General features: G+C 69.7%; 13 protein-coding genes. 6 read left to right on the plus strand and 7 right to left on the minus strand.

Annotated elements, in window-relative coordinates:
- Positions 1-4 precede the first annotated feature (4 nt).
- Both B842_RS03620 and B842_RS03625 read right to left on the minus strand, forming a co-directional pair.
- The gene (locus tag B842_RS03620) at positions 5-811 is read right to left on the minus strand and encodes a thymidylate synthase (protein WP_040085237.1); all 807 of its coding nucleotides are present in this window, start codon (positions 809-811) and stop codon (positions 5-7) included.
- Between the two features lie 44 nt (positions 812-855).
- The gene (locus tag B842_RS03625; RefSeq protein WP_040085239.1) at positions 856-1,614 is read right to left on the minus strand and encodes a 3'(2'),5'-bisphosphate nucleotidase CysQ; all 759 of its coding nucleotides are present in this window, start codon (positions 1,612-1,614) and stop codon (positions 856-858) included.
- A 34-nt stretch (positions 1,615-1,648) separates the two neighbouring features.
- Between B842_RS03625 and B842_RS03630 the strand changes: the two genes are divergently transcribed.
- Positions 1,649-6,214 carry an ATP-dependent helicase gene (locus B842_RS03630; RefSeq protein WP_040085241.1) on the plus strand — a complete coding sequence of 1,522 codons (4,566 nt, stop codon included), beginning with the start codon at positions 1,649-1,651 and terminating at the stop codon, positions 6,212-6,214.
- A 143-nt stretch (positions 6,215-6,357) separates the two neighbouring features.
- Positions 6,358-7,206: a DNA-formamidopyrimidine glycosylase family protein gene (locus B842_RS03635; protein WP_052437721.1), complete on the plus strand. Its 849-nt coding sequence runs from the start codon at positions 6,358-6,360 to the stop codon at positions 7,204-7,206.
- Here the strand turns inward: B842_RS03635 and B842_RS03640 are convergent.
- On the minus strand, positions 7,103-7,753 hold the full coding sequence (locus tag B842_RS03640) for a DedA family protein (protein WP_040085243.1): 651 nt from the start codon (positions 7,751-7,753) through the stop codon (positions 7,103-7,105). The genes B842_RS03635 and B842_RS03640 overlap by 104 nt on opposite strands.
- Positions 7,754-7,763: 10 nt before the next feature.
- A complete protein-coding gene (locus B842_RS03645) occupies positions 7,764-8,279 on the minus strand; it encodes a DUF1707 SHOCT-like domain-containing protein (protein ID WP_169744846.1) in 516 nt (171 codons plus the stop codon).
- A 40-nt stretch (positions 8,280-8,319) separates the two neighbouring features.
- Here B842_RS03645 and B842_RS03650 point away from each other — a divergent pair, with 40 nt between their 5' ends.
- Positions 8,320-8,733, plus strand: a complete 414-nt coding sequence (locus B842_RS03650; RefSeq protein WP_040085245.1) for a YccF domain-containing protein — start codon at positions 8,320-8,322, stop codon at positions 8,731-8,733.
- Positions 8,734-8,754: 21 nt separating this feature from the next.
- Here B842_RS03650 and B842_RS03655 read toward each other — a convergent pair whose 3' ends face one another.
- Together B842_RS03655 and B842_RS03660 are read right to left on the minus strand one after the other, a co-directional pair.
- On the minus strand, positions 8,755-9,876 hold the full coding sequence (locus B842_RS03655) for an HNH endonuclease signature motif containing protein (protein ID WP_156119426.1): 1,122 nt from the start codon (positions 9,874-9,876) through the stop codon (positions 8,755-8,757).
- Between the two features lie 110 nt (positions 9,877-9,986).
- Complete coding sequence (locus B842_RS03660; protein ID WP_040085248.1) at positions 9,987-11,474, minus strand: glutamate-cysteine ligase family protein; 1,488 nt, start codon at positions 11,472-11,474, stop codon at positions 9,987-9,989.
- A gap of 104 nt (positions 11,475-11,578) precedes the next feature.
- Between B842_RS03660 and B842_RS03665 the strand changes: the two genes are divergently transcribed.
- From B842_RS03665 to B842_RS03675, 3 genes are read left to right on the plus strand one after another with little or no spacing between them, the layout of a single operon-like run.
- Positions 11,579-12,349 carry a hypothetical protein gene (locus B842_RS03665; protein ID WP_156119427.1) on the plus strand — a complete coding sequence of 257 codons (771 nt, stop codon included), beginning with the start codon at positions 11,579-11,581 and terminating at the stop codon, positions 12,347-12,349.
- A complete protein-coding gene (locus B842_RS13385) occupies positions 12,346-12,552 on the plus strand; it encodes a hypothetical protein (RefSeq protein ID WP_040085250.1) in 207 nt (68 codons plus the stop codon). The genes B842_RS03665 and B842_RS13385 overlap by 4 nt, the downstream gene beginning before the upstream one ends.
- Positions 12,545-14,365: a radical SAM protein gene (locus tag B842_RS03675; protein ID WP_082028355.1), complete on the plus strand. Its 1,821-nt coding sequence runs from the start codon at positions 12,545-12,547 to the stop codon at positions 14,363-14,365. The genes B842_RS13385 and B842_RS03675 overlap by 8 nt, the downstream gene beginning before the upstream one ends.
- Here B842_RS03675 and pgi read toward each other — a convergent pair.
- A complete protein-coding gene (pgi, locus tag B842_RS03680; RefSeq protein ID WP_040085252.1) occupies positions 14,362-15,999 on the minus strand; it encodes a glucose-6-phosphate isomerase in 1,638 nt (545 codons plus the stop codon). The genes B842_RS03675 and pgi overlap by 4 nt on opposite strands.
- Between the last annotated feature and the right edge of the window lie 74 nt (positions 16,000-16,073).

A 16,073-nucleotide genomic window follows, 5' to 3' on the forward strand; every position in this document is an offset into this window, starting at 1 on the left:
GCCATCAGACGGACACCCGGCCCCTGATGACGGGGTGCGGGTCGTAGCCGACGACCTCGACGTCCCCGAAGGTGTACTCCGTGATGCCCGCCGCCTTGCGCAGGTTGAGCTGCGGGTAGGGGCGCGGCTCGCGGGAGAGCTGCTCACGCACCTGGTCCAGGTGGTCGTTGTAGATGTGGCAGTCGCCGCCCGTCCAGATGAGCTCGCCGACCTCCAGGTCCGCCTGCTGCGCGAACATGTGCGCCAGCAGCGCGTAGGAGGCGATGTTGAAGGGCACGCCCAGGAACATGTCGGCCGAACGCTGGTAGACCTGCAGCGACAGGCGGCCGTCGACGACGTAGAGCTGGAACAGCAGGTGGCAGGGGAGCAGCGCCATCTCGTCGAGCTCCGAGACGTTCCATGCGGAGACGACGTTGCGACGCGAGTCCGGGTTCTCCCGCAGCATCGTCAACGCCTGCTCGATCTGGTCGATGTGGGAGCCGTCCGGCGTCGGCCAGGAACGCCACTGCACGCCGTAGACGGGACCCAGCTCGCCGTTCTCGTCGGCCCACTCGTTCCAGATGCGGATGTTGTTGTCCTGCAGCCACGTCACGTTGGAGTCGCCGCGCAGGAACCACAGCAGCTCACCGACGACGGAGTGCAGGTGCACCTTCTTCGTCGTGAGCAGCGGGTAGGAGTCCGCCAGGTTGTAGCGGAGCTGACGGCCGAACACACTGAGGGTGCCCGTGCCGGTGCGGTCACCCTTCGGGGCACCCTCCTCGAGGATCTCCCGGAGGAGGTCCTCGTAGGGCGTGGGAATCGAAGCGCTCATGGACGCCACGATACTCAACTTGCGGGTGTCCGAGGCCACCGCCTCTAGTAGTGGCCGTTGTCCCGGAAGTACTCCGCCGCCATGGTGAGGATCTCGTCCTTGAGCTCCGGACGGCAGATGACGATGTCCGGCATGTAGGTGTCCTTGTTGTTGTAGGTCAGCTCCGAGCCGTCGAGACGCGAGCAGTGCAGACCGGCCGCCGTGGCGACGCCCACCGGCGCGGCGGAGTCCCACTCGTACTGGCCGCCGGCGTGGATGTACGCGTCGTAGTCACCCAGCAGGACGTGCATGGCCTTGGCGCCGGCGGAGCCGATCGCGGCGGTCTGGAAACCCAGACGGTCGGCGATGCGCAGCGCCACCGCCGGCGGGCGGTTGTGCGAGATCGCGATCTTGCGGGAGAAGGGGCCCGTCACCGCCCGGGACTCGTCACTGCTGAACACCACACCCAGGTCCGGCAGGCCCACCGCGGCGTGAGTGGGGAAACCGTTCTCCACGAGAGCGACGTGCACGGCCCAGTCCTGGCGGCCCGTGGCGAACTCCTTAGTGCCGTCGAGCGGGTCGACGATCCAGACGCGGTCCTTCTCCAGGCGGGCGGGGCTGTCCGCCATCTCCTCGGAGAGGAAGCCGTCCTCCGGGCGGTGCTGCTCGAGCACCCGGGCGATCCAGTTCTGGGCGAGGTCGTCGCCTGCATCGCCGAGGCTGCGGCCACGCAGGGCACCAACATTGCGGACGCCCTTGAGGATCTCTCCCGTCCCCTGTGCGATCAGGCGGGTGAGGCGGGCATCGTCGAGATGAGCAGTCATGCAGAAAAGAATACCGCGCGGGTTAGAGTTGGGCATGACCAGAAGCATCCTCGACCGGTTCCGCCCGCAGGTGGCCACCTGGTTCGAGGAGGTCTTCGCCGCCCCCACCCCCGTTCAGGAGGCCGCCTGGGAGGCGATCTCGGCGGGGGACCACGCGCTCGTCGTCGCCCCGACAGGCTCCGGCAAAACGCTCGCCGCGTTCCTCTGGGCACTGAACAACCTGGTGGAACGGGAGGGGCAGCTGGCGTTGCCGGTGGGAGCGTCGGAGAGCGACGGCGAACGGGGCGTGCGGGTGCTCTACATCTCGCCGCTCAAGGCGCTCGGCGTCGACGTGGAGAACAACCTCCGCGCCCCGCTGACGGGCATCTCCCGGGTGGCGCAGCGCCTCGGGCTGGATGTGCCGAACATCACCGTCGGGGTGCGCTCCGGGGACACCTCGCCGGCGGAGCGGGCGCGGCAGGTACGCAGGCCGCCGGACATCCTCATCACGACGCCCGAGTCCGCCTACCTCATGCTCACGTCGAAGGCCGCGGGCATCCTGCAGAACGTCGACACCGTCATCATCGACGAGATCCACGCCCTCGCCGGCACGAAACGCGGCGTCCACCTCGCCCTCAGCCTCGAGAGGCTGGCGCGGCTGGCCGGCGACTTCCAGCGCATCGGCCTCTCCGCGACCGTCCGGCCCCTGGCGACCGTCGCCGACTTCCTCGGCGGCGACCGGCCCGTGGAGATCATCGCCCCGCCCGCCTCCAAGGAATGGGAGCTCGGCGTGCACGTCGGCGTCGAGGACATGTCCGACCTGCCGGTCCCCGAGGCGGGCTCGACGATCGGGGAGGCGACCATCGACGACCGGCTGGGCCTCAGCGCCCCCGAGGAGTCCGTCGAGGCCGCGCTTCCGCAGCAGCGGTCCATCTGGCCGTACATCGAGCAGGACATCTACACGCAGGTCATGGAGCACCGTTCGACGCTGGTGTTCGTCAACTCACGACGCACCGCCGAACGCCTCACCAGCCGCCTCAACGAGCTCTACGCCCGGGAGCACGACCCCGAGTCTCTGGCCCCGCCGCTGCGGCGCGACCCCGCGCAGGTGATGAAGTCCGTCGACACCGCCGGGGCCGCCCCACCCGTCATCGCGCGGGCCCACCACGGCTCCGTGTCCAAGGACGAACGCGCCCTCACGGAGCAGATGCTCAAGGAGGGTGCGCTCCGGGCGGTGGTCGCCACCAGCTCCCTGGAACTGGGCATCGACATGGGCGCGGTGGAACTCGTCGTGCAGGTCGAGTCCCCGCCGTCGGTGGCGTCCGGTCTGCAGCGCGTCGGGCGCGCCGGGCACTCCGTCGGCGCGGTCAGCCACGGCACCTTCTACCCGAAGCACCGCTCCGACCTCGTGCAGTCGGCCGTGACGGTCGCCCGCATGCGGGAGGGGCTCATCGAGGAGCTCCACGTCCCGGCCAACCCGCTGGACGTGCTCGCCCAGCAGACGGTGGCGGCCGTCGCGGCGGAGTCGCTGCGGGGCCGGGACCTCGACGTGGAGGAGTGGTACGCCACCGTCCGCCGGGCCCGCCCCTACCGGGATCTGGCACGTGACGTCTTCGACGCGGTCATCGACCTGGTGAGCGGCGTGTACCCGTCGACGGACTTCGCCGAGCTGCGGCCCCGCGTCATCTTCGACCGGATCACCGGCCGGCTGTCCGCCCGCCCCGGGGCGCAGCGCGTCGCCGTGATCTCCGGCGGCACCATCCCGGACCGCGGGATGTTCGGCGTCTTCCTCGTGGGCGGGGAGGGGGCGCCCCGGCGCGTCGGCGAGCTCGACGAGGAGATGGTCTACGAGTCCCGCGTCGGCGACGTGTTCACCCTCGGTGCCTCCAGCTGGCGCATCGAGGACATCACCCGCGACCAGGTGCTCGTCAGCCCCGCGCCGGGACACACCGGCCGCCTGCCCTTCTGGACCGGCGACTCCGCGGGCCGTCCCTACGAACTCGGCCTCGCCCTCGGCGCCTACCGACGCGACGTCCACGCCGACCCCACCCGCATCCGCGACCTCGACGACCACGCCCGCGACAACCTCCTCGCCTTCCTCGCGGAGCAGGAGGAGGCCACCGGAGTCCTCCCCGACGAGAGGACCCTCGTCCTCGAGCGTTTCCGCGACGAACTGGGGGACTGGCGCGTCCTCCTCCACGCCCCCTTCGGCCGCGGCGTCAACGCCGCCTGGGCTCTCGCCGTCGGGGCGCGGATCGCCGAACACACCGGCATGGACGCCCAGGCCGTCGCCGGTGACGACGGCATCATCCTGCGCCTGCCCGAGGGCGAGTCCGACCCCGACGCCTCCCTCTTCCTCTTCGACGCCGACGACATCGGGGAGGTGGTCACCCGGGAGGTCGGCAACTCCGCCCTCTTCGCCTCCCGCTTCCGCGAGTGCGCCGCCCGCGCACTGCTCCTGCCCCGCCGGCACCCCGGCAAACGCGCCCCCCTGTGGCAGCAGCGCCAGCGGGCGGCGCAGCTTCTCGACGTCGCCCGGAAGTACCCCAGCTTCCCGATCATCCTGGAGACCGTCCGCGAGTGCCTCCAGGACGTCTACGACCTGCCCGCCCTCACCGAGGTGTGCCGCGACCTGGCGACCCGCCGGATCCGCATCTCCGAGGTCACCACCGACCAGCCCAGCCCCTTCGCCTCCTCGCTGCTGTTCAACTACACGGGCGCCTTCATGTACGAGGGCGACAGCCCGCTGGCCGAGAAACGCGCCGCCGCCCTGGCCCTCGACCCGGCGCTGCTGGCCAAGCTGCTCGGCACGGTGGAGCTGCGGGAACTGCTCGACCCGGAGATCATCGCCGAGGTCCACGAGCAGCTGCGGCGGCCCCCGCGGACGCCGGAGGAGCTGGCCGACGCCCTGCGCCGCCTCGGCCCGCTGCCCCTCGACGAGATCCCCGTCCCCTGGGACAGCCTCGGCGACCGCGTCATGGAGGTCCGCATCGGCGGCCGCCCCCACCTCGCGCAGACCCTCGACGCCCCACTGCTCCGCGACGGCCTGGGCATCCCCGTGCCACCCGGCGTGCCCGCCCAGGTGGAGACCATCGTCGACGCCCTCGACCAGCTCGTCTCCCGGTGGGCGCGCACCCGCGGCCCCTTCGTCCTCCGCGACCTCGCCGACGCCTTCGGGCTCGCCGTCAGCGCCGCCCACTCCGCCCTGCAACCCCTGCTTGCCGACGCCCGCCTCATCGACGGCCACTTCCGCCAGGGCATCGACGACCGGGAGTACTGCGCCGCCGACGTGCTCTCCGTCATCCGCCGCCGCTCCCTCGCCGCCGCCCGCGCCGCCACCCGCCCCGTCATCGGGGCGACCTACGCGCGTTTCCTCGTCGACTGGCACCAGATCGACGGGCCTCTCCGGGGCGCCGACGGCGTGTTCAACGTCCTCGAGCAGCTCGCCGGGGTGCGGCTGCCCGCGAGTGCCTGGGAGACCCTCGTCCTGCCCTCCCGGGTCCGCGACTACGACCCGCTCCACCTTGACGAGCTCACCGCCAACGGCGAGATCCTCATCGTCGGGGCGGGCACCGCCGCCGCCCGCGACCCCTGGCTCATGCTCCTGCCCGCCGACATCGCCGCCGACCTCGTGCCCCACGTCGAGGCGGAGGGACTGACCTTCATCCAGGAGCAGGTCATGGAGGTCCTCCGCTGGGGTGGCGGCTTCCTCTTCGCCGACCTGCAACGCGCACTCACCGACCTGGTCACCGCCGCCGAACTGCGGGAGGCGATCTGGGGACTCGTCGACGCGGGGCTCGTCAGCCCCGACGGCTTCGGCCCCGTCCGGGCGCGCCTGGCCACCACCGGCGGCACCACCGCCCACCGGGCCCGCCGCCGCCCCAACCGCTCCCGGCTGCGCTCGGGGCCGCCCCTCGACATGGGCGGACGCTGGGCCCTCACCGTGCCACCCAGCCAGGACGCCACCACCCGCTCCGTCGTCCAGGGGGAGACCTGGCTCGACCGCTACGGCGTGGTCACCCGCGGCAGCGTCGTCGCCGAGGAGGTCCTCGGCGGCTTCGCCCTCGCCTACAAGGTGCTCAGCGGATTCGAGGAGTCCGGCAAGGCCCTGCGCGGCTACTTCATCGAGGGACTCGGCGCGGCCCAGTTCTCCACGCCGGCGGTCATCGACCGGCTCCGCGGCCTCGACGGTGACGGCCTGCCCCCGGACCTCCACGACCCGCAGCTCCACGTCCTCGCCGCTGCCGACCCCGCCAACCCCTACGGCGCGGCGCTGCCCTGGCCGGAGACCGGCCCCTCCCGCGCCGCCGGCGCCATGGTCGTGCTTGCCGACGGCGTCCTCCTCGCCCACCTCACCCGCGGCGGCCGCACCCTCACCGTCTTCGCCGAGGACCACCTCGACCTCGTCGTCAGGGCGCTGAGCAGCCACAACATCACCGTCGAGAAGCTCAACGGCCAACCGGTCTTCGACTCCCCGCTGCTGGGGGCGTTGCGGGAGGCGGGGGCGTCGATAAGCCCGCGGGGAGCGCGCATCGGCGGACGCGCCGCACCTCCCCGTACCCCCGTGAGGGGGCGGCGTGTGACGGACGTGATCGGGGAGATCAGCTTCGACGACGAATAGATGCAGCTGGTGTGACCCCGCCCACTGAACTGGGCAGAGTTACACCGGTGTCGGACGGCGCCGTTCCCCATACTTTCCCCGGGGGGATTACCCTCTGCGGGGCGCGGCCGGGGGACCGCGCCCCGCGGCTGTAGCGTGGAGGAATGCCCGAAGGTGACTCCGTACTCCAGCTCTCCCGGCGCCTGCAGTTCATGACCGGCCGGGAGGTCCTCCACACCTCCCTGCGCGTGCCGTCGGTGGCGCTGACCACCTTCGACGGGGAGATCGTCGATCGCGTCTGGCCCTACGGCAAACACCTGTTCATGCAGTTCGGCGACCGCATCCTCCACACCCACCTCAAGATGGAGGGCACCTGGGCCGTCCACCGCGTCGGCGACCGGTGGCGCAGACCCGGACACACCGCCCGCGTCGTCCTCCACCTCGCCGACACCCGGCCCATCGAGGTCGTCGGCCACTCCCTCGGACTCGTCCGCGTGTTCCCCACCGACCACTACCACGAACAGATCAGCCACCTCGGCCCCGACGTCCTCGGGGAGGAGTGGACCACCGGCGGCCGGGAGGAGGCCCGTCGACGCATCATCGCCGACCCCACCGCCACCATCGGCGAGGCCCTCCTCGAACAGCGCAACCTCGCCGGGGTCGGCAACGAGTACCGCGCCGAGATCTGCTACCTCTGCGGCATCCACCCCGCCCGCCGCGTGGCCGACGTCGACGTCGACCACGTCCTCGACGTCACCCGCCGCGTCATGTGGGCCAACCGCGACGCCCCCGTCCGCGTCACCACCGGCATCCGCCGCGCCGGGGAGACCACCTACGTCTTCGGCCGCCACAACCGCCCCTGCCGACGCTGCCGCACCCCCGTCCAACGGGCGATGCTCGGCGAACGCATCATCTGGTGGTGTCCGGCGTGCCAGCCTCCCGCCCCCGACTACGTCGCCGAGCCCGTCGTACCAGCAGGACCAGTACCCCGAGGAGCGCGATACCGGAGATGACGTACACCACCGTCGAGTACTGGCCGACATACCGCTCGACCAGGTGATAGTTGTCGCCGAGCACGACACCCGCGTAGACGAGCACCGCATTCCACAGGGCGGAACCGGCGAGCGTCATGAGGGCGAAAGGCACAGGATGCATCCGGCCGACACCCGCCGGAATCGAGATCAGCGAACGGATGCCCGGCAGCAGACGCCCGAAGAACACCGACCAGCGCCCGTACCTGTCGAACCAGTCGAGGGACCTGTCGACGTCCGCCGGATCCACCAGCCACATCCGGTCCGCGACCCGCCGCAACCGTTCCGCCCCGACCGCCGCACCCAGCCAGTACAGCAGGAACGCACCGGCCACCGACCCCGCCGTCGCCCAGACGAAAGCCGCCCACACGTTGAGCTCACCCCGCGAGGCGGTGAAACCCGCCAGCGGCAGCACCACCTCGGAGGGGATCGGCGGGAAGACGTTCTCGAGGAAGATGGCGACGCCGACGCCGGGAGCCCCGAGGACCTCCATGAGACGGACGACCCAGTCGACGATGGTGGTGATCATGGGGCCGACGCTACTCCAGCTCCCTCAACCTCCGTTTCGCACGCTCCAGACGGGCCTGCCGGGCCTCCTCCTCGGCCTTCTTCAGCTCCTCGTAGGCCTTCTCGTCGGAGTCGGAGAAACGGTTGACCAGCCGCGGGATCATCATCGCCGCACCCATGACCGGCCACACGACCCACGCCCAGGACACGCTGAACGCGAACATGAGGATGAAGAACGCCGCCAGGGTCACGCCGCCGATCACCCCGTCCCACTTCTCGATGAGGGCTCCACGCGTACGGATCCGCTCCAGTTCGGCGTCCTCGTCATGCTTCTCGACGAGTTCCCCGCCCCCACCCAGCGCCGCCTCCAGACGGCCCGGCAGGTCATCGAACAGCGGCCGGATCTCACCCCGGGTCCTCGCCTGCGACACCGCGAGGGTGCGCTCGTCGAACTCGACCGTGTCGATGCGCCCCTCGGTGAAGTGGTTGCCCAGGGCGGACATGGCGGCGAGACGCTCGGCGTCGGAAAGGCGGAGGTAATCGTCCATGGCGGCCATGATAGTGCCACTCTCCACTAGATTCGGAGGTGTGAAACTCCTGCTGAACATCATCTGGTTCATCACCGGCGGTTTTCTCCTGGCCGCCGGCTACGTCCTCTTCGGCATCATCGCGTGCCTCTTCGTCGTAACCATCCCGGCCGGCGTCGCCTCCTTCCGGATGGCCAACTACGCCCTCGCCCCGTTCGGACGGTCGGTCGTCCAGCCTGTCGGCGGGGTCGGCGGGATGTCCACGGTCGGCAACGTCATCTGGTTCCTCGTGGCCGGCCTGTGGCTGGCGATCGGCCACGTGTCGACGGCCGCCGCGCAGGCCGCCACGATCATCGGCATCCCGCTGGCGTGGGCGAACATCAAGATGATCCCGGTCACCTGCTTCCCCTTCGGCAAGCAGATCGTCGACTCGGAGCGCATCCCCTTCGGCTATGAGCCGATGGTCAAGCTCTAGGCAGGCTGACGCCCGGCCGGGTCAGCCGGTGACCAGGCCGCGGGCGGACAGGGCGCGGATCGGGTGGGGGTTCTGCCGCGGTGGGCTGCCGTCGGGTGGGTGGAACACGACTCCACCGGGTTCCCTCTCCACCCGTCCGTGCCGTGGGGGCTGGGACGGGTCGTCGTCGTTGCGTCCGTTGTGCAGCCGGCACAGCACCGTCATGGCCTGCACGTTGGTCTCCCCGCCCTTCTTCCAGGCGGTGATGTGGTGGATCTCGCTCTGATCCGCCGGGGTCGAGCACATCGCCTCGCAGGTCAACGACTCGGTGACCAGCATCATCCGCTGCTTCGGTGAGGCGGTGCGTTCGGAACGGTAGGCGTTGACGGGGCCCGCCACGGGGTCGTAGATGCCGGCGACGTGGTGGTCGGCGGTGACCTGCTCGACGAGTTCCTTGCCGGTCATCGTCGTGCCGTCGGTCAGGCCGAAGACGGTCTCGTCGCCTTCGTGGCGCAGGACCTTCGCCCACTCGGGCAGCGGGATGACCACGTAGGGGATCGGCGCCACCGGGCCACCGCCCCCACCCCGGGAGGCGAGGAAGGAGTCGTACATCGCCTGCTCGTAGCTCAGCGTCGGGTCCTTGAGACGGAGCGACTTCGCGCCGGCGCGCACGTGTCTGAGGAGGCCCTCGATCTCGCGTTCCGGGCCGGTGACCGTGAAGGTCCGCAGGCCCAGGGCGTCGGTGTTCTTCCCGCCCTTGAGGGCCCGGCGGCTGCGGGCCTTGCGTTCGGCGTCGGCGACGTCGCGGTTGTACTCGCGGACCCGGGCGGCTGCGGCGCGGTCGATCTCCTCGACGGTGCCGGTCAGGCCGCACAACTCCACGCGCAGCTCCCACTCGGTGACCGCCGCCCCGGACAGCAGCTTCCGGGTGTGCTTCTCGACGACCATCAGCGCGTCGAGGGACAGCCCCGCCCCGACGTCCCGGGCGGCGGCCTGGAGCTTCCAGGAGCGGGTGGGCCCGTGGTACACCTCGGCGAGGGTCACCCAGGCCCCGGCGTCGCGGTAGCCGAGCGCGTCGAGGTCGGCGCGGGTGAGGGTGCCGGCGGAGAGGTCCGCCAGGACCGGCATGGCGCGCAGTGCCTGCAGCAGCTCGAGGGTGCTCATGGCCTGCACGGTAGGCGGCGGGCACGGGGGCGTCGAGAAGCACCTTGCCGGGCCTGTGGACAACACCGGGTTATCCACAGAAAAGCCGGTCGGGAACGATCCCCACTTGACTAGGGCGTGATCCTCCAGGTGTGAACCGGCTCGCCGGTGGCCTGGTTGTCCAGGTAGCGGCGCAGCATCTCCGCCAGGGCGGCGCGCCGCTCGGGGGAGTCCGGCTTGGAGCCCGCGGGGGTGAGCGCCTTGACGGTGCGCAGCTGCCACATGGCGCCGTTCTGGCGGGTGCGGGCCCGCTCGCGGATGATGTCGAGGTTCTGGGTGATGAGGTCCTCGTCGACGTCGAGGGCGCGCAGACCCTCCCGGGCCTGGTCGAGGAGGTGGTCCTGGATGAGGGTGGCGACGTCGATACGCCCCAGCGTCGGCCAGTCGAGGCGGGCGAACATGCCGGCGCGGGCGGCGTAGAAGAAGTTCTGCTCGGCGTCCTTGAACGTCAGCCGCGACCACACGGGGCGGGTCTCGGACGACAGGTACTTGACCAGCCCGTAGTAGAAGGCGGAGTCGGCGACGATGTCGGTGACGGTCGGGCCGGCGGGCAGGATGCGGTTCTCGACGCGGATGTGCGCGCGCTGCTTGCCCGGCGCGTAGATCGGCCGGTTCCAGCGCCACACCGTGCCGTTGTGCAGGTTGAGGTGGTGCAGGGTGGGGGACTGCCCCTCGAAGACGGGTTCCCCGGAGGCGCCGCGGTCCTCGGGCAGCAGCGGGGAGAAGTAGCGGACGTTCTCCTCGAAGAGGTCGAACACCGAGGTGATCCAGCGTTCGCCGAACCAGACGCGGGGGCGCACGCCCTGGGCGACGAGCTCGGGGGTGCGGGTGTCGATGGACTGCTGGAACACCGGGATCCGGGATTCGTGCCACAGTTTGCGGCCGAGGAAGAGCGGGGAGTTGGCGGCCAGGGCGACCTGCACGGAGGCCATCGCCTGGGAGGCGTTCCACGCGTGGGTGAACCGGTCCGGCGGCACCTGGAGGTGCAGCTGCATGGAGGTGCACGTGGACTCCGGGGCGATGTCGTCGAAGTCGAGGCGGCACTCCTCCTCGTTGGACAGGTCGATGTGGACGAGTTCGCCGCGGCTCTGCATGATCGCGTTGTTGAGGCCGCGGTAGCGGTTCTCCGGGGTCATCCACGACGGGTCGGCGAGGAATTCGGGGGTGACGGTCGGGAGGGTGCCGATCATCGCGACGCGGGCCCCGACCTTCTCCGCCGCGGCCTGCACCTCGGCGAGGCGGGAGGTGATGCCGTGGTACAGCTGGCGGAGGCCGTCACCGGCGACGGACAGCGGCGGGTGGTTGAGCTCGACGTTGTACATGCCGATCTCGGACTGGTACTCGTCGCCCAGCTGGGCGAGCACCTCCTGCCCCTTCAGCGCGGGCTGCATGTCCTCGTCGACGAGGTTGAGCTCCAGCTCCAGGCCGATCGTGCCGCGGTTGCCGAACTCCGCCTTCTGCAGGTGCCGGTCGAAGACCTCGAGGTCATTGTTCAGCTGCTGGCGGTAGCGCGTGCGCTGCTGCGGGGTGTACGTGTCTGTCGATACTGCGTCGCCCATAAGACAAGACACTAGTGCCCGGCGCCTTCCCGCGGGGCGGAAATGCCTGGTGGGGTCACCCGCTCGTCCTGCGCTTGCAGACGCAAGGGCCTAGGATCCCCGGTATGTCCAGATCCTTGCCGTGGCCGGTGGCGATCCTGCTCCTGTACCTGGTGGTCGCCGCCAGCACGGGCGTGAGCGTGTTCACTCTCCTCTGGGGCACCGGGGTGGTCGCCTTCGGGCTCTTCCTCACCGCGGTGGTCCTGGCCGTGATCAGCACCCTGCGTAGCGGCCCGGCACCGGTCGAGTGGCCGGACGCGAAGGTCGGGGTGGCGACGGTGTGGGAGGTCCAGTCGGTCACCGAGCTCAAGGACGGCCGCCGGCTGGTCACCGTGGGAGTCCAGGTAGAGCCCGCCGACGGCGGCGTGCCCTTCAACTCCACCTTCACCCGACGGGTGCCGCAGGCGTCGGTCGCCGGGATCCAGCCCGGCCTGCAGTTCCCGGCGATGTACCGTCCGCAGCGGCCGGAGAAGGTCAAGATCGCGCGCGGCAGGAAGCAGCAGGCGGCCCAGGACTTCTTCAACCACGTCCGCGTGCGGGACGGGATGGTGCAGCCGCTGGAGCTGCAGGCCGCCCGGGAGGGGGTGCTCACCGAGGCGGACGTGGTGAGCATCAACCCCACCGGCCAGGTGCGGGGAAGCTTCCCGGTCTATGACGTGGTCCTGCGGGTCCGGCGCGCGGGGGCCACCCCCTACGAGCACCGCAAGTCCATGCCGTTGAGTAGCTTCGAGCACGGTCTGCTGGCGGCGACCCCGAGTGTCCGGGTGAAGTACCTGCCGGAGAATCCGCAGGCGGTGGCGGTGGCCATCGAGAATCGACAGGAGGAACTTACATGATCCGACGTTTCAGTGAGCGATTCGGCCGTCAGGAGGCCGGTGGTGCGTCGACAGGGGGCGCGGACCCGTTCAGTGAGTCGGCCAGCTTCTGCAACGGCTGGGCCGGCGTCCTCGACTTCGGGGGCGACAGCTCCGACGCGGGCGGCGGCGACAGCAGCAACAACAATAACAACAACAATAACAACAACAATAACAATGGATGACCTGCTGTTTCACCGGGCGATCAAGCTCACCTTCGTCCCGAACCAGTTCTGCAACCTCGGCTGCACGTACTGCTACCTCGGCGACCTGACCAACAACCGTGACAACCCGGACGACGTCGTCGCCGAGTTCTCCCGCATCTGCGACCACCTCGGGCACCAGGGCATCCTCGTCGACCAGCTGCTGCTCCACGGCGCGGAGATCTCCACCCTGCCGGAGCCGGTGCTGTGGGAGCTCTTCGAGTTCTACACCGCCTACCGACGCACCCACCGCCTCGAACTCAAGGCCCTCGGCCGGGGCGGCGCGGCGATCCACATCAAGACGAACCTGTACAACTTCCACCAGCTGCGCCCCCTCTTCGAGGAGTACGAGGTCTCCATCTCCGGCAGCTTCGACCTGCCGTTCTCCCTGCACGAGAAGTTCCGGGTGACCAAGGCCGGGAAGTCGACGCTCCAGCGCACCATCGACAACGTGCTGCTGCTCGGCGAGTACCCGCACCGCAAGCAGATCAGCTGCGTCGTCGGGCGCGAACACCTGGAACGGATCGACGAGTTCGTCGCGGACCTCATGTGGCTGGACGAGCACGGCTTCGACATGGTCACCGACTTCTACATCATGTTCGCCTACGACTCGGTGAACTCCGGTGACTCCAGCCAGCTCAACCAGGCGCAGATGGTGGAGTTCTTCGAGGGTGTCCTCGACCGCGTCCGCGGCACGAAGTTCGAGCGCGCCGTGTACTACGAGTGGTTCAAGGAGTTCACCCACGGCTACTGCACCCACCAGATCAACTGCGGGTCCAACAACTTCCTGGTGCAGAAGAACGGCGACGTCTACCCGTGCCACCGCGCCCAGGCGGAACCGGAGCTGAAGTTCGGCAACATCCACCACCTGGGTCTCCCGGAGATCGCGGAGAAGGGGGCCGCGACCATCCGGGCCTACGAGGCCGCCAACGAGGAACTGTCGCAGGACTGCATCAACTGCGAGTACTTCTACCTCTGCTACGCCGGCTGCCCGATCGAGCGCAACAACAACCGCGGCAACCGTTCCTACACCTGCGGCATCCAGAAGGCGCTGTACCGGGCGCAGCCGCGGCGATTCCCGCCGAAACCTGAGGCGAGCCGCCGCCTGGTGGACTCCTTCATCCGCCAGAACCAGCCGCACATCTACGACGACCTCAGCGTGCCCCGGGTCGCCCGGTTCAACCCGGAGATCCTCGACGAGGACAACGCGATCACCGCGATCATCGCCCGCGACCCCCAGCTGCAGACCCTCTTCCGGCGCGGGGCCGTCACCCTGGCGGTCAACGGCCACGAGCGGGAGCTGTTCAGCAGCCACCTCTACGGCCGGATGACCCAGGCGGCGCTGACCCCGGACGACGAGGTGCTCCTGCACATCGCCGACGACCTGTGGGAGCTCAATGCCGGGGAGGGGTCCCTCAACGCGGTCAAGCTGCAGCTGCTGCGCGACACCCGCGTCGTCTACGGCGATGAACAGCGCGAGAAGATGGAGCACGTGGCCACCGTCGACCTGTACCCGGCGGAACTGACCCGCACGGGGGAGGGATGGAGCCTCGACCTGGTGCCCTTCCTCCGGCAGTACGCGCACCTGCTGCTGCCCGGCTACGGCAACCTGCTGTCGGTGACCACCCTCCGGGCCCGCGAGTACCACTACTCCAAGCACGCCCGGAACGCCTTCTACCACCTGGAGACCGTGAACCTGCCGTTCCACGAGTTCCGGTTCAGTTACGGGGAACGGGGCGACGTCGAGAAGCAGAGGGCCGGCACCCCCCTCGGGATGCCGGCCCTGCCGAACTAGCGGTTCGCGCGGTACCAGCGCACGAGCGCGTCGGTGGAGGAGTCGCCGGAGTCGACCTCCTCGGCGCCGGAGACGGCGGCGGCCAGCTGGTTGGCCTGCTGCTTGCCCAGCTCCACGCCCCACTGGTCGAAGGAGTTGATGTCCCAGATGACGCCCTGGACGAAGGTGATGTGCTCGTAGAGGGCGATGAGCGCGCCGAGCACCGCCGGGGTGAGCTCCTCCGCGAGGATGGTCGTGGACGGGCGGTTGCCCGGCATGACCTTGTGGGCGACGAGGTCCGCGGACACTCCCTCGGCGGCGATCTCCTCGGCGGTCTTGCCGAAGGCCAGCACCTTGCTCTGGGCGAAGAGGTTGCCCATGAGCAGGTCGTGCATGGAGCCCTCGCCGGTGGCGGTCGGCAGGTCGTTCTTCGGGCGGGCGAAGCCGATGAAGTCGGCCGGGACGACGCGGGTGCCCTGGTGCATGAGCTGGTAGAAGGCGTGCTGGCCGTTGGTGCCCGGCTCGCCCCAGTAGATCTCACCGGTGGCGTAGTCGACGGCGGTGCCGTCGTGTCGGACGGACTTGCCGTTGGACTCCATGGTCAGCTGCTGCAGGTAGGCGGCGAAACGGGAGAGGTCCTGAGAGTAGGGGAGGACCGCGTGGGTCTCGAAGCCGTGGAAGTTGACGTACCAGATGCCCAGCAGCGCCATGAGGACGGGCACGTTCTTCTCGAAGGGGGTCGCGCGGAAGTGCTCGTCCATGGCGCGGAAGCCCTCGAGGAAGCGCATGAAGTCCAGCGGGCCGATGACGGCCATGAGGGACAGGCCGATGGCGGAGTCGACGGAGTAGCGGCCGCCTACCCAGTCCCAGAAGCCGAACATGTTGTCGGTGTCGATGCCGAACTCGGCGACCTTCTGGGCGTTGGTGGACACCGCCACGAAGTGCTTCGCGACGGCCGACTCGTCCCCGTCGAAGGCCTGCAGCAGCCAGCGCTTCGCGGCGTGCGCGTTGGCGAGGGTCTCCTGGGTGGTGAAGGTCTTGGAGGCGATGATGAACAGGGTCGACTCGGGGTCGAGCTCGTCGAGGGTGGCGGACATGTCGGCCGGGTCGACGTTGGAGACGAACTCGGCGGTGATGCCGGCGGTGGCGTAGGAGCGCAGCGCCCGGGCGGCCATGGCCGGGCCCAGGTCGGAGCCGCCGATGCCGATGTTGACGACCTTCTTGATGGTGCGGCCGGTGTGGCCGAGCCAGGTGCCCGCACGCAGGGAGGAGGCGAAGTCGCGCATGCGGCCGAGCACCTCGTGGACGTCGGCGGCGACGTCCTGGCCGTCGACCTCGAGGTCCTCCTCGACCGGCAGACGCAGGGCGGTGTGCAGCACGGCGCGGTCCTCGGTGTTGTTGATGTGCACGCCGCTGAACATCGCCTCGATGGCCTCGGTGAGCTGCGCCTCCTTGGCGAGGGCGACGAGGGAGGCCACGGTGGCGTCGTCAAGCAGGTTCTTGGAGAGGTCGACGTGGAGACCGGCCGCATCGAAGGTCAGCTTCTCCGCACGCTGCGGATCCGCGGCGAACAGCTCCCGCAGGGTCTGACCCTGGGTGCGCTCGAACTCGGACTCCAGGTTCTTCCATTCAGCGGAGGTGGTGATGTCGGCCATGGGTCGGGCTCCTCAATGCGGGGATATGTTCGGGACACTCACGAATCTAGTGACTTTCCCGGGTGTCCGCCGGG

The sequence above is a fragment of the Corynebacterium humireducens NBRC 106098 = DSM 45392 genome (assembly GCF_000819445.1).
Taxonomy (GTDB): Bacteria; Actinomycetota; Actinomycetes; order Mycobacteriales; family Mycobacteriaceae; genus Corynebacterium; species Corynebacterium humireducens.

Excerpts from the sequence above, each read along its gene's own strand:
- B842_RS03620 (WP_040085237.1), bottom strand. The coding sequence starts at position 811 with ATGAGCGCTTCGATTCCCACGCCCTACGAGGACCTCCTCCGGGAGATC.
- B842_RS03625 (WP_040085239.1), bottom strand. The coding sequence starts at position 1,614 with ATGACTGCTCATCTCGACGATGCCCGCCTCACCCGCCTGATCGCACAG.
- B842_RS03630 (WP_040085241.1), top strand. The coding sequence starts at position 1,649 with ATGACCAGAAGCATCCTCGACCGGTTCCGCCCGCAGGTGGCCACCTGG.
- B842_RS03635 (WP_052437721.1), top strand. The coding sequence starts at position 6,358 with ATGCCCGAAGGTGACTCCGTACTCCAGCTCTCCCGGCGCCTGCAGTTC.
- B842_RS03640 (WP_040085243.1), bottom strand. The coding sequence starts at position 7,753 with ATGATCACCACCATCGTCGACTGGGTCGTCCGTCTCATGGAGGTCCTC.
- B842_RS03645 (WP_169744846.1), bottom strand. The coding sequence starts at position 8,279 with ATGGACGATTACCTCCGCCTTTCCGACGCCGAGCGTCTCGCCGCCATG.
- B842_RS03655 (WP_156119426.1), bottom strand. The coding sequence starts at position 9,876 with ATGAGCACCCTCGAGCTGCTGCAGGCACTGCGCGCCATGCCGGTCCTG.
- B842_RS03660 (WP_040085248.1), bottom strand. The coding sequence starts at position 11,474 with ATGGGCGACGCAGTATCGACAGACACGTACACCCCGCAGCAGCGCACG.
- B842_RS03665 (WP_156119427.1), top strand. The coding sequence starts at position 11,579 with ATGTCCAGATCCTTGCCGTGGCCGGTGGCGATCCTGCTCCTGTACCTG.
- B842_RS13385 (WP_040085250.1), top strand. The coding sequence starts at position 12,346 with ATGATCCGACGTTTCAGTGAGCGATTCGGCCGTCAGGAGGCCGGTGGT.
- B842_RS03675 (WP_082028355.1), top strand. The coding sequence starts at position 12,545 with ATGGATGACCTGCTGTTTCACCGGGCGATCAAGCTCACCTTCGTCCCG.
- pgi (WP_040085252.1), bottom strand. The coding sequence starts at position 15,999 with ATGGCCGACATCACCACCTCCGCTGAATGGAAGAACCTGGAGTCCGAG.